At 43.1% G+C, this 13,570-nt stretch carries 16 protein-coding genes; 13 read left to right on the top strand and 3 right to left on the bottom strand.

All coding sequences use genetic code 11. The annotated features are described in order from the left end of the window. The 3 genes from V7L12_RS32645 to V7L12_RS32655 all read right to left on the bottom strand — a co-directional run. Positions 1-238: hypothetical protein (locus V7L12_RS32645; RefSeq protein WP_335090773.1), on the bottom strand; the 238-nt coding region annotated here is incomplete at its 3' end. Positions 239-434: 196 nt separating this feature from the next. Continuing rightward, positions 435-665, bottom strand: coding sequence for a DUF6737 family protein (locus V7L12_RS32650; RefSeq protein WP_099099524.1), 231 nt, complete (start codon positions 663-665; stop codon positions 435-437). Positions 666-724: 59 nt separating this feature from the next. Next, positions 725-2,344, bottom strand: coding sequence for a cyclic peptide export ABC transporter (locus tag V7L12_RS32655; protein ID WP_335090775.1), 1,620 nt, complete (start codon positions 2,342-2,344; stop codon positions 725-727). Positions 2,345-2,683: 339 nt separating this feature from the next. On the opposite strand from V7L12_RS32655, the gene V7L12_RS32660 reads away from it, so the two are divergent. From V7L12_RS32660 to V7L12_RS32720, 13 genes are all read left to right on the top strand, one after another. Next, the gene (locus V7L12_RS32660) at positions 2,684-4,339 is read left to right on the top strand and encodes a B12-binding domain-containing radical SAM protein (protein WP_335090777.1); all 1,656 of its coding nucleotides are present in this window, start codon (positions 2,684-2,686) and stop codon (positions 4,337-4,339) included. A 200-nt stretch (positions 4,340-4,539) separates the two neighbouring features. Then, complete coding sequence (locus tag V7L12_RS32665) at positions 4,540-4,785, top strand: hypothetical protein (protein ID WP_335090778.1); 246 nt, start codon at positions 4,540-4,542, stop codon at positions 4,783-4,785. Further along, positions 4,754-5,413, top strand: a complete 660-nt coding sequence (locus V7L12_RS32670) for a TonB-dependent siderophore receptor (RefSeq protein WP_335090780.1) — start codon at positions 4,754-4,756, stop codon at positions 5,411-5,413. The genes V7L12_RS32665 and V7L12_RS32670 overlap by 32 nt, the downstream gene beginning before the upstream one ends. 187 nt (positions 5,414-5,600) lie before the next feature. Continuing rightward, on the top strand, positions 5,601-6,779 hold the full coding sequence (locus V7L12_RS32675) for a PepSY-associated TM helix domain-containing protein (protein WP_335090782.1): 1,179 nt from the start codon (positions 5,601-5,603) through the stop codon (positions 6,777-6,779). A gap of 13 nt (positions 6,780-6,792) precedes the next feature. Then, entirely contained in the window at positions 6,793-7,110 is a 318-nt protein-coding gene (locus tag V7L12_RS32680) for a hypothetical protein (RefSeq protein ID WP_335090783.1), read from the top strand. Between the two features lie 445 nt (positions 7,111-7,555). Continuing rightward, positions 7,556-8,362 (top strand): SDR family NAD(P)-dependent oxidoreductase, encoded by an 807-nt coding sequence (locus tag V7L12_RS32685; RefSeq protein ID WP_335090785.1) that lies wholly within the window; start codon positions 7,556-7,558, stop codon positions 8,360-8,362. 214 nt (positions 8,363-8,576) lie between these two features. Beyond that, entirely contained in the window at positions 8,577-8,975 is a 399-nt protein-coding gene (locus V7L12_RS32690) for an L-dopachrome tautomerase-related protein (RefSeq protein ID WP_335090786.1), read from the top strand. An 88-nt stretch (positions 8,976-9,063) separates the two neighbouring features. Next, the gene (locus V7L12_RS32695) at positions 9,064-10,242 is read left to right on the top strand and encodes a zinc-dependent alcohol dehydrogenase (protein ID WP_334824420.1); all 1,179 of its coding nucleotides are present in this window, start codon (positions 9,064-9,066) and stop codon (positions 10,240-10,242) included. Positions 10,243-10,485: 243 nt separating this feature from the next. Then, on the top strand, positions 10,486-11,091 hold the full coding sequence (locus V7L12_RS32700) for a CDP-alcohol phosphatidyltransferase family protein (RefSeq protein ID WP_335090788.1): 606 nt from the start codon (positions 10,486-10,488) through the stop codon (positions 11,089-11,091). Positions 11,092-11,537: 446 nt separating this feature from the next. After that, positions 11,538-11,840, top strand: a complete 303-nt coding sequence (locus V7L12_RS32705) for a type II toxin-antitoxin system HigB family toxin (protein ID WP_335090790.1) — start codon at positions 11,538-11,540, stop codon at positions 11,838-11,840. Further along, positions 11,821-12,237: a helix-turn-helix domain-containing protein gene (locus V7L12_RS32710; RefSeq protein WP_335090792.1), complete on the top strand. Its 417-nt coding sequence runs from the start codon at positions 11,821-11,823 to the stop codon at positions 12,235-12,237. The genes V7L12_RS32705 and V7L12_RS32710 overlap by 20 nt, the downstream gene beginning before the upstream one ends. A gap of 64 nt (positions 12,238-12,301) precedes the next feature. Beyond that, entirely contained in the window at positions 12,302-12,694 is a 393-nt protein-coding gene (locus V7L12_RS32715) for a hypothetical protein (RefSeq protein ID WP_335090794.1), read from the top strand. A gap of 123 nt (positions 12,695-12,817) precedes the next feature. Continuing rightward, positions 12,818-13,531, top strand: coding sequence for a 2OG-Fe(II) oxygenase (locus tag V7L12_RS32720; RefSeq protein ID WP_335090795.1), 714 nt, complete (start codon positions 12,818-12,820; stop codon positions 13,529-13,531). Positions 13,532-13,570: the final 39 nt, after the last annotated feature.

Raw genomic sequence — 13,570 nt, forward strand, 5'->3', positions numbered from 1 at the left:
GTTGAGGTACTCCAAAGTCGTGTTGAGGTACTCCAAAGTCGTGTTGAGGTACTCCAAAGTCGTGTTGAGGTACTCCAAAGTCGTGTTGAGGTACTTGAAAGTCGTGTTGAGGTACTCCAAAGTCGTGTTGAGGTACTTGAAAGTCGTGTTGGAGTACTTCAAACTTTGTCGTACCGCGATCGAGTACACAGGTGCGTAGGCCTAGCCTGCCGTAGGCATCGCTTTCATAAATCTCCACAAACAAAGCGATGTCTACGACGGGCTATTCGGCGTCGCTTGACTTTTAAGACAGTCGCTACATTGATAGATTTTATTACAAGTAATTACCCGAAGTTGATATAATTACCTGGACACGATCTGAGATGCTAAATCTTTAACGCAGTGGAATAATTTTCTCTACCTGGACTAATTTACAGCATTGCATCAAGCTCAAACTACTCTTTATAAGACTCCAAAATTCCACTGCGAATCATTAGCTGTGGCCAAAACAACACAAAAAATGCCATCCACGTTCCTATAGGGATGGAAACGAGAACTGTTAGCCAGATAGTTTTAAATAGTAACCAGCTACCACCAATCAGTGTTACACCTGTGAGAACTATAGACCAGGGCTGACACCACCAAGGTTTATAGTTCCAAGGATTTATGGGCTTTTGTTCAGACATTAGTTTTATTTAGTCAAACTCCAAATATTCTTTTAACAATTATGAATTGTTTTGACAGATTAAGTTTTATCGTACTCTATTTTTCCGTAGTCAAGTTTGATCATTCGGTCTGCTAAATGAAAATAGCGATCGTCATGGCTAATCACCAGCAGTGTCTTACCCCGCGATCGCAGTTCTGGGAGAAGTTGAGTGTAGAATATTTCTTTGAATACTGGATCTTGATCGGCTGCCCACTCATCAAAAAGATAAATTGGTCGATCTTCCAAGTAGGCTGTGAGTAAAGCTAGCCGTTTCCGTTGTCCTTGAGAAAGAGCAGTTGTAGAAATTTGTCCATTTTCAACTTTCACCTTATGGTCTAGTTGCAGTTGTTTTAAATATTTTTTGGCTTGAGCGTCCAAATGAGAATTTTTTAATCCCAAAAGTTCTTCAAATAAATAAAAGTCGGAAAATACCACAGAAAAATGCTGGCGATACCATTCTCGATTCGGTTCGCTAATCAACTCGTCATCAAACCAAATTTCGCCGTTTTCTGGGATGTAAAGTCCAGTAATTAGTTTCGCTAATGTAGATTTACCGCTACCATTCCCGCCGACAATAAAGACTAATTCTTGAGGATATAGTGTCAATTCAATGGGGCCAAAAATAAAGCTATTATCTTCTTGTTCTGTGTAGTAAGTGTGGGTGACACTTTTAAATTTTAAGCTGTGCCAGTCAGATTTCAGAGCAGGTGGAACAGTTGATATTTCAGTTCGACTAGCTAGAGATAAACCCAGTGACTCAATTTTTTGTAAGGCAATACTGGCTTTGCTTAATAAAGGAAGTTTACTGATGATGTTATCCATTGGTAACACCAAGTAAGTGAAAGTCAAAATGTAGCCAGAGAGAGTTTCGGGATTGATGGTAAGCAGATTAGGCAGTACAAATAGAACAAAACCGAGAGCAAAAAAGAATATAAGTTGACCCCAGCTTGAAGTTATAGCAAAAAGGGTTAGACCGTTAACGTTGTGATGACGGAACTCGTTAGCAGTTGATTGTAGTTTCTTTTCTAAAAAGTCTTCACGCCGCCTGTAGTTTAGTTTGAGTTCCTTGACTCCTTCAGTAATGGTGCGAAAATGTTTAAATAGATGATCTTCATCTTCACGAGCTAGAGCCAGCAATTTTCCGCCTCTGTTGAGTAGCCACTGACAACTAGCGATCGCAACTACTGAAATCCCACAAACCATCAGTAATACTAACCAAGAGAGCCAGGTTATATATGTTATACAACCCAGGACGATCGCTAAATTAATAAAGATAAAAGGCATCTGATAAACAGCATTAGCCACTGCCTGAATATCTTCTGTGAGAGTTGCCAATAATCGAGGATTCCCTAAGCGTTCCAGATGACTCAACTCGGAAGCGAGAATCTGGCGACTTAAACGCATCCGTAATTGTAAGACTGCATTTTGAGAAAGACGAATCAGCATCACTTGAGAAATGATACTGGTAATTAGTGCAACTATTGCCAGCCCTGCAAAACCCCAAATTATCGATGTGAGGCGGGAAACACCACCGCTACTTGCAGCATGGCTAATTAAGGCAATCAAACCAGCACTACTACCGCCACTCAAAAATCCGGTAGCGATCGCGATCGCTACCATCCCCCACGAAGAACGCAAAAGAAAGTAAATCAAATTCATGACAAATGCCTATACCCAATTGGATACAACAAGAAATGAAAATCTCTCTTTTTATGTCCCATGCGCGATTTCCATAATAGTTGTTTGCCAACCAATTAAATTTGCATTGCTAGGGTAGATTTTATATTTTACCAGTTAAACACCCCTTCAAATATCACCATGAATCAGGCAGAAGGCAATATTGCGTGATTTATAATCGCCAGAACTTTGTTTTGAGCAAAAATACATTTATAATCCCTTCTGCCTTCTGCCTTTCTTTGGTAAGCTAGTTGGAATTACAGCTAATTCTGTCAAGAAACTGTCAAATTACCTGCTCAGTTTTCCAGGGTGAAATTTGCAATGACTGTGAATTTAAAGTCTTTAGAGAACCAAATTAATGTAGCGGCCGATTCCAAAACCGCTCCTGTCACTCAAGGAACCCGCTACGTTCCTTCGCACCATCGACGCATTCTGTGTATCTTTCCCAAATACAGCCGCTCCTTTGGTACTTTTCATCACGCCTATCCACTTATGGGTAGTGTCCGGGCTTTTATGCCACCCCAAGGTATTTTAATTGTGGCTGCCTACTTACCGAAACAATGGGAAGTCCGGTTTATTGATGAGAATGTCAAATCAGCAACTAGAGCTGATTATCAATGGGCTGATGTGGTGATTGTGAGTGGAATGCATATCCAAAAACCACAGATTAATCAAATTAACGAACTTGCTCATCGAGCCGGCAAAATTACCGTTGTGGGTGGCCCCTCGGTATCTGGGTGTCCAGAATATTATCCTGAATTTGACATTTTACATTTGGGCGAATTGGGAGATGCTAGTGATCGCATGATCGAATATCTAGACCAAAACTCTCAACGTCCCCAAGCGCAAATTCGCTTTGAAACCAAGGAACGTCTCCCTTTAACAGAGTTTCCCACCCCAGCTTATCATTTGCTGAATATCAATGATTATTTCTTGGCAAATGTCCAGTTTTCTAGTGGTTGTCCTTATCGCTGCGAGTTTTGTGATATTCCCGAACTCTATGGCAACAGCCCCCGGATGAAAACACCAGAGCAAGTAGTCGCTGAGTTAGATGCAATGCGACAATCTGGCAATTTGGGGGCAGTGTATTTTGTCGATGATAACTTTGTTGGCGATCGCCGCGCCGCCATGAAGTTGCTTCCTCACCTGATTGACTGGCAAAAGCGCAATGGCTACCCCATCCAGTTTGCCTGTGAAGCAACCCTCAACCTAGCTCAAAGTCCAAAGCTGTTGGAAATGATGCGCGAAGCTTATTTCTGCACAATCTTTTGCGGTATCGAAACACCAGAACCAAATGCTCTCCACGCTATTTCCAAAGACCAAAATCTGAGTATGCCAATCTTAAAAGCAATTCAGGTTTTAAATAGTTATGGCATGGAAGTAGTATCAGGAATCATCATCGGCTTAGATACAGATACACCAGAAACAGCAGACCGAATTATCGAATTTATTCGGGTATCCCAAATTCCCATGTTGACAATTAACCTACTTCATGCTTTACCGAGAACTCCTTTATGGCGGAGATTAGAAGCAGAAGGACGACTTCTCTTTGATGAAAGCCGCGAATCAAACGTTGAGTTTTTAATGCCCTACGAGCAAGTTGTTGAGATGTGGCGGCGCTGCATCACAACTGCTTATGAGCCAGAATTTTTATATCAGCGGTTTGCCTACAACATGGAACACACCTATCCAAACCGCATCGAAGTACCTAACAGCCCAGCTCGCACTTCTGGGGCTAATATTCGCAAAGGTTTAACTTATTTAGCTAATATTTTGCTGCGGATAGGTATATTTAGTAACTATCGTCAAACTTTCTGGAAAATGGCCAAGCCAGCACTAAAAGCAGGTGATATTGAAAACTTGATTCACGTTGGACTTGTCGGACACCATCTAATTAAGTTTGCCCAAGATTGCGCCAAAAACGAAGAATCGGCTTCGTTTTATTCACAAAAAATCCTTACTAAAGTTCGTAGCTAACTGTTGCTTTATTGCAATTTTTGTAGGGTGGGCACTGTTACAACAAGATTCTGCAACTCATGTTAGAGCCTTAGTGTAACAGTCAAGATCATAATGGGAGCAAACTAAGCGATCGCTTTATCGCTTTGCTGCTTCGACTAAAAACAAAGTCGCCATTCTGCAAAATACTAAAGATACTTGTGGTTGAGCAGTCAAAGGCTATGGAGACAATTACATCAGCACAATACTATCAACAGCATCTTGAAAACCGCAAGGGTTATGAAGTTGCCTACAATACTGAAGGTTATGATCGCATTGTTAGATATAGCGATCGCTATATTACAGGCAGTTATGGCGAAGTTGAACTGAGACACGGAATCCGTCTGCTGCTGTATGATGGCACATGGCTCAAAGACTTAAGTGTAGAAACCTTGTTTGACAGTCATCAACTTTATTGCAGATATTAAAAATGCTCAATTGTTTCTACCATCAGGTAACAAATTTAGCCTTGAGCAACCAGCACAGGGAATCACGACTGTAACTGCCACTAACGTTGCTGCTGGGAGTACAGAGAGTTTTGTTGATTTCTACGACGAACAACAATACCTTGTCGATCCCGATCTAGGCCGTCGAGAATTAGGATTTAATGTTCAAGTTGGTGAACAGCGTAGCCGTGGTATTGAATTTGACGTGTCTGGTGAAATTTTGCCGGGATGGAACATTATTGCTAACTATGCTTTTACAGATTCAACAATCACAAAAGACAATACCCTTCCAGTTGGTGACGAGCTTGATAACGTAGCAAAACATTCTGCTAGCCTATGGACAACCTACGAAATTCAATCTGGTAGTTTGCAAGGATTAAGCTTTAGAGTCGGAGTATTTTATGTTGGTGAAAGACAAGCACTTATCCCAAATGATTCGCAATATATATTACCCAGCTATGTCAGCACTGATGCCGCGATTTTTTACAAGCGAGACAGGTTTCGTGCCGCATTAAATTTCAAAAACCTATTTGACTTGTACTATTTTGAGTCTACGGGTATACTAGGCGATCCGTTTACTGTGCAAGGTACAGTTTCGTGGGAGCTATGATCCTACGTTTACTTAGACGAAGGGGTTCGGTTTGATGATTCTCAAATTATGATCGCCCTTCAAAGAAAGCGGAAAAATTAATCTTCCTTTGACTTAATTGTTCAAACTTGTACACCGTTAGATTATGATTTATTAATAATATTTATCATTAGAGACAACTTATTTCTCTACTTGTAGAGCATTTACCATGCAAGTAAAATCCTCTCGTCATCTAGTTTTCACTCTACATCGCTATATAGGTTTAGCTGTAGGACTGATTGCAATTATCGTCGGCTTGACTGGTAGTCTATTGGTCTTCCACTCAGAAATTAGCACCTTCGATCAGCAGCGTCGAATTGGCACCATTACTCCTCAAGGTGAACAACTGCCAGTTGAGGTTGTCCTGAACACTGTGAAAAAGACATATGCTGATCAACCAGATGCAACAGTGCAGAGGATTTATCTGCCCTCCAAGCCAAATGAGCCGATGAATGTTATCCTGAAAACCAAGCAAAAAGACTGGAATGAAAACTACGTTAACCCTTACACAGGAGCAATTCTCGGCAATAATTTAAAGCAAACTTTTGTAAATAAGTTTTTTGAAATTGTCTACCCACTCCACTACGCTCTTTTAGGCGGTGACATTGGCTATAAGTTTGTAGGCATTATTGGTTTACTGATGTCCTTCATGAGCATTACAGGTATTATCCTTTGGCCTGGTTGGCGCAGGTTGATTTCTGGCTTCAAAATTAAGTGGAATGCTCATCCCAAGCGGCTTAACTTTGATGTTCACAAAGTTGCTGGCATGATTACAGCAGTGTTTCTAATATGCACATTTTTCACCGGATTTTGCTGGAGCTTTAGTGAGTTCATCAACCCGATGATCTATGCTGTCACCTTCTCCAAACAGCAACCGACTCCGGTATCTGTTCCCATTGCTGGTAAGTCTGCGCTAGGACTCAAAGAACAATTAAAAACTGCTCAAGCTGCTTTACCAGATGCATCGCTTAGGAGTATTTCTTTTCCAAGTAAACCAGAAGAAGTTTTAACGGTTAGCTTTAAGCTTCCCCAAGAAACTGAGGACTATGGTCAAAGCAGTGTTTACCTCGACCAATATAGTGGTAAAGTTTTGCGAGTGGATAGTTCTTTGAAGGTATCATTGGGCGATCGCATCATCAATTCCTTTGTCCCTGTGCACTACGGTACTTTCTGGGGAATTCCATCCCGAATTTTCTACGTCTTTGTTGGACTTACACCATTAGTTTTATTTATCACCGGTTTTGTGATGTGGCGATATCGTTATCGGGCAAAAACTACCAATAGTGATGCCTACGGCAACCCGAAGCAGAAACGTCTAATAGAAATGTTACAGTCACGCCGTAATTAACTGACAAATATTATTGCATACATCAAAGGGGTTGCCAAAGGCATCGCCCAATAGAAATGTCACAGTCACACCTGACCCCTTTTATGCCGTTGATACAAGCATCGGCATCTTTGACTTCTATCGGGGCACGATTGAGTTGTCTGGACTGTTGAACGACTTCAGGACACTTTTATATCGCCTCAATGTCGCTTACCAGGATAGAAATACTTTCATTGAGGGGAGTGGTGATCGAAACTTCTATATTGCACCTGTGATCAGCCTGATGCTGGTTGAACGAACTCGTCTGACCCTAGAAGGCGATTACCAAGACCTAAATTCTAATATTTCCTAGCGGTCTGCCAGCAGACGGAACGCTGTTTCCTAACCCCAACGGACGCATTCCACCCGATCATAATCTTAATCAAGGCACTGAGAAAGTTACTCCGGGCAGATTTGGATATCGGTTAGAGATCGGTTTAGCGACCAGTTGTCGCTACAAAATCAATTTCTAGGATTGATTTTTAATGTCCAGAGCGATGATTTTATTATTGGCAGTGCCCTTAAGCCAGACAATTGAACTGTTAATCGTGGGCTTGAAGTATATCCTGGCAACCTACGGAACTCAAGAAAAGTAACCTTAAAGACACACTAGCGATACTTCCTTGGAAAGACGCAATCACACTGCTACCTGCCTAAGATTGTAATGGTTGAAAGCCCACAGTCCACGCAGAAGTATTTGGTAGCTAAAAAAGCAAGCCATCGAAAAGGAGTGTGGAGCGGTTACATAGGAGTTTTGGATGGTTATGAACAGTTCGTTGACCCGACCCCTGGCTGTCGTGACAGGTGCCTCCAACGGCATCGGTTATGAACTCGCCAAACAGTTTGCCCAAAACGGCTTTGATCTCCTAGTCACAGCCACCGGATCGAGTATTAACGAAGCTGCTCAAGCCTTCGAGGGGCTTGGTGCCAAAGTTGAGACGGTGCAGGCCGATCTCGCTAGCTATGACGGTGTTGAAACGCTCTACAACCAGATTAAGGCGACTGGCCGACCAGTGGATGCGATCGCCATCAACGCAGGTGTTGGTGTTGGCGGTGAGTTTGCCCGTGAAACCGATCTGAAGGACGAACTCAATCTGATTAATCTGAATGTTGTCTCCTCTGTACATCTCGCCAAACGGGTGGTGAAAGATATGGTTGAGCTTGGCAAGGGTCGAATCCTTTTCACATCGTCGATCGCCGCCCTGATGCCCGGCCCGTTCGAGACAGTCTACGCCGCCTCTAAGGCGTTTGTGCATTCTTTTTCAGAGGGGCTACGCAGCGAGTTGAAGGATACAGGCGTCACTGTCACCGCGCTCATGCCTGGACCGACTGATACCAACTTCTTCCACCGTGCGGATATGGACGACACCAAGGTAGGCGCAGATGAAAAGGACGATCCATCTGAGGTCGCCAAACAGGGTTTCGACGCCTTGATGGCAGGTAAGGATGAGATCATCGCAGGTTCGCTCAAGACGAAGCTTCTGGGCACTGTGAGCAAGGTCTTACCTGATACCGTAAGTGCTGAACTGCATCGCAAGCTCAGTGAGCCTGGATCAGCCAACTAGTAATTTACACCTAATCAATCGGATATGCTCAGTTGGCACTCTTTTGAAATGGAGGGCGATCGCTAGGGCTAACGGCATCAGCGAAGCTAATCGCGCAGTCGGCAATCTCACACATTTAGGATCGTTCTGAGGAATCAGAGTCGTAACGGAGGATTCATGCAAATTCATTATCTCAATTGCGGCTGCATGTGCCCGATTGGTGGGGCCCTCTTCGATGGCTTCAGTCGCGGACCGACGGCTCTACAGCGTTTCTACCGACGCACTAGTGGATCGCTCAATAGACGATAGCGCCGTTGCAGCAACCGTAACTGACGAGGGAGACAAAGGCGGCGGTGCGGATGGACTCGAATCAGACGCGGCAGGATATATTTACGCAACAAATTACGAACACCAGGCAATCCTCCGCCGCCGTGCCGGTGGAGAGTGGGAAACGGTAGTGCACGATCCGCATCTTATGTGGACAGATCTCTCGGTTGCAGCAGATGGCTATCTTTACGTCACTGCAAACCAGTTGCATCGTCAGGCGAAATACCAAAAAGGAAAAGACCTACGGCAGAAGCCTTATACGCTATTTTGCATCTGCATTGACGCTCAACCAGTTCTGCTGCGGTGAATCCGGTTTGACGAAAGGTAATTGACAAAATTCCTGGTAGATGCATTTCCCTATTAACAAATAACTTAACTTGAGGAAATTTCAACGTATGAAAGCAGTTTGCTGGCAAGGTACTAACAATGTCCAAGTCGATACAGTACCCGACCCCAAAATTATTAATCCGCGTGATGCTATTGTTAAAATCACGTCAACAGCGATTTGTGGTTCTGATTTGCATCTTTATAATGGCTACAACCCGACGATGCAAAAGGGCGACATCCTGGGTCATGAATTCATGGGAGAAGTCGTTGAGTTGGGGAGGGCTGTCAAGAATGTAAATATAGGCGATCGCGTTGTCGTCCCCTTTACCATTTCCTGCGGCTCGTGTTTCTTCTGCAATCGGGATTTATGGTCGCTGTGCGATAACTCTAATCCCAACGCTTGGATGGCAGAAAAAATGCTGGGTCATTCCCCATCGGGTCTTTTCGGCTACTCTCATTTGACAGGTGGCTACGCAGGAGGTCAAGCCGAATATGCCCGCGTTCCTTTTGCCGATGTTGGTTTGTTCAAGATTCCAGATGGATTGACAGACGAACAGGTTTTGTTTCTGACTGATATCTACCCCACCGGATACATGGCTGCGGAGAACTGTGACATCCAGCCTGGAGATACGGTGGCGATCTGGGGCTGTGGGCCAGTTGGGCAATTTGCGATTAGAAGCGCCTTTCTTCTAGGTGCAGAGCGGGTGATTGCAATTGATCGCGTTCCCGAACGCCTCCAGATGGCGAAAGCTGGTGGGGCAGAAATCCTCAACTATGAAGAAGTCGAGGTGGGTGAAGCCCTGAAAGAAATGACGGGTGGACGCGGCCCCGACTCGGTAATGGATGCGGTGGGCATGGAAGCTCACGGTTTGGGTTTGGAAGGCTTCTATGACAAGGCGAAGCAAGCAGTGCGTCTAGAGACTGATCGCCCTAATGTGCTACGTCAAGCGATCGTTGCCTGTCGCAAAGGCGGCACTGTGTCCGTTCCCGGTGTTTACACAGGCTTTGTAGACAAGATACCGATGGGGGCTTTCATGAATAAAGGCTTGACCATGAAAACTGGACAAACACACGTTCATCGGTACTTGCGTCCGTTGCTCGATCACGTTCAAAATGGCGATATCGATCCATCGTTCGTGATTACCCATAGTCTGCCGCTAGATCAAGCACCGCACGGCTACGAAATTTTCAGCCACAAGCAGGACAGCTGTATCAAGATCGTGCTCAAGCCAGGTCAGTCCACTTGAAACCTTTTGATAAGAGGCAGGGAGCAGGGGAAAAGGTAAAAATCTTGCCCCTTGTGGGCGAAAGCACCCCTGCTCCCTGCTCCCCTACTTTTTCACGTAATCCTAGTGTCAAGCTACAGCGTTGCTATCCAAATATTGACATCTTTAAACCGCCAGTTATTAAATAAAAGTCTATCTATAAGTAGATGTGGTAATTTACAGTGTTATGGACATTAAAAGACCACATCAAATTCAAGTTTATCTATGACTACAAAGCCTTGGGATGCTCAACTTGCTTACTGGCTAGTTCGACCTCTAAAAGACAGTTGGGTAAACCCCAATCATCTCACCACAGTGCGACTTGTGACAGGGTTGGCGGCGGCTGTAGCAATCGCAGTTGGCGATACTATTTGGGTTAACGTTGGGGCATGGCTATTTGCTTTATCTAACTTTTTAGATCATACAGACGGTGAATTAGCTCGTTTGAGTGGAAAAAGCAGCAAATGGGGACATCAGTATGACCTCGCTAGTGACGCTATCATCCACATTCTATTGTTTGTGTGTATTGGATATGGTCTTAGAGAGGGAAAATTTGGTTGGTGGGCGTTGGTGATGGGGATAGTATCTGGCGTGTCTGTTGCTTGCATCTTTCATTTGCGAAACCAAATGGAACAGCGTTTAGGTAAAAACGCCAGCCGTCAACCAAATTTCGCCGGCTTTGACATTGAAGATGTGTTGTATTTGTTTCCCATAGTTACCTTACTAGATGGACTAGAGCCATTACTAATGGCAGCTACAATAGGGGCACCAACCTTCGCAGTATGGGTAATTTGGCAATTTTTCGCACTCCCAGAGTCTGAAGCAAACTAGTATAACGGCGCATGGGTCATTGAGCAGAAAGCTAATAAAACAGGCTTTTTAGCTTTTATTGAATGCATAACTAGATGGACTAGAGCCATTACTAATGGCAGCTACCTTCGCAGTATGGGTAATTTGGCAATTTTATCGCACTCCCAGAGTCTGAAGCAAACTAGTATAACGGCGCATGGGTCATTGGGCAGAAAGCTAATAAAACAGGCTTTTTAGCTTTTATTGAATGCATAATCAAATTTTGCGATCGCCTACGCCATCGCACTTACTAAACTTGGTAAAAAGTATCTTTTTACCGAAAGTCTACTGCGATTGGGGGTAAAGCGAGAAACCCTAATTATTAACCTCTTGACACCGACTTAGCAAATTGCTAACTTAGGAATTGAGCTATCACTTACAAGCAAAGGAATTTTTTATGACCTTTACACTAATAAAATTCATTTATTATGCACATTGTTTCTACCACAATACTGAAACTTTTTTATCACAAGTATCCTGATGCTGAGTCTAGTTTACGTGGTTGGAACAAAGTTGCAAAATCAGCCAAGTGGCAGAATATACTTGAAGTTCGCCAAGCTTTTAACTCTGCCGATCCAGTAGGTGAACTTACAGTTTTTAATATTCAAGGAAACAAGTATCGCCTTGTCACTTATATTGACTATCAAAGCAAAAAAATATTTATTCGTAACATAATAACCCATACAGAGTACGATACCGACAAATGGAAAAATGACCCTTGGTTTAAATGAACGTCCTACCTATATTGAGCTACTGCAAGCATTTCCTCCTCGTCCTATCAAGACTGAGGAAGACTTATTTGCCACTCAAAAAATTATTGATTCTCTGATAGACAGTGCCCCACTAACATCAGATGAAAAAGATTATCTTAATATTTTAGGTACTCTAGTTTACGAGTATGAACAAACGCAGCAGCCCGTGCTTGATATTTATGGAGTAGATTTACTTCAGGTTTTGATAGAAGAAAATGGACTACTTCAAAAAGATTTAGTACCCATTTTCAAAACAGAATCTATTATATCGGCCATCTTGAAAAAACGGCGTAAGCTAACAACCAGACACATTGAAGAACTGGCAGAATTTTTTCATATTTCACCTGCTGCTTTCTTCCCAGATTATCTTGAATAACTCGTTCTTGGTTTTTTGAACTAATATAATATCATGCTTTTAGTAAACCTTAGTCTTTTAAAATATGAGATACATTGCTGCTTATATGTGTGGTGAAAATGAACCTGTTAAGTGCCAGGTAACTAGTTCTGAGGAATCTTCCTACACTTTTAGTCCTGGGGATAAATGCAGAATTGTCCCAATTTACCCTACTTCTGAAGATCAAAAATATTTTGGGCTTATCGGCACCTTTACTGGGCTGAGACATTCCCCCGGTAAGGTTTACATTGAATTTGAAGGCAGAGAATTTGCGGGAATAAATATTTATAATATGGTTGCACCACAATACTGCTCGGTTAAGCCTCTTTTGGGCATTATAGACAACGATATTTCAAGGGTTTCAGCCTACTTTCTTTCCTTAACCGAGCAGTATTGGGTTGCACCAAGCCTTTTTGGATCAGCCCCCAGATCACGCTAGACTCTTGGTAAAAACTTTATTAAGTCTAAAAGTGCGAGCGCCTACGGTGGGCGGATACGCCATCGCGCTTTCATAAACATGGTATCTTGATTTTTGCAATCCTGTACTAGTATCAAACTATCAATGGAGCTTCAAACTGAAATTGATAAAGCGATCGCAGCTGTTGATTACCAGAAACTTCAAGCTGAGTTTCAAGCACAGAATGAATTTTTAGTGGTTGAGAACTTTTTCTCTGACTCCATCATCGAGCAGTTCTTGGCGCTTTTGCCATCTTTGCAACCTGCTATCAACCGCAACTATATTCCTAATCATAAAAAGGGCGGTAGTATCAGCCGCTATAGCTTAGATAGCCTTGCTCCGATTTTCGGAGAGTTTTATCAACTTAGTGCCTTTTTTGAGTTCCTCAACCAAATTACGGCAGAAAAACTCCTTCCTTGTCCTGATGCTGATCCCCATACTTACGCGCTGTACTATTACACTGAGCCTGGAGACCATATCCAGTATCATTACGATACCTCTTACTATCACGGCAAACGCTATACAGTGTTGCTTGGTTTGGTTGATAATTCGTCCAGTAAGCTGGAATATCAACTCTACAAAGATATTCCTGAACGGGAGACACAAACGCGATCGCTCTCCTTAAACCCTGGTACTCTAGTGTTATTCAATGGTGACAAACTTTACCACAGAGTTACTTCTTTGGGTAACAACGAACAGCGCATTGTCTTGACTTTGGAGTACGTTACCGACACCCGCATGGGTATGCTAAAACGTTTTGTCTCGAATATGAAAGATGCGATCGCCTATTTTGGTTTTCGCCAAGTGTTTTGCAGTTGAGGCGATACAGAGTTACTGTTTCTTCCACAGTTGAGGCGA

The sequence above is a fragment of the Nostoc sp. genome, assembly GCF_036918245.1.
Classification (GTDB): Bacteria; Cyanobacteriota; Cyanobacteriia; order Cyanobacteriales; family Nostocaceae; genus Nostoc.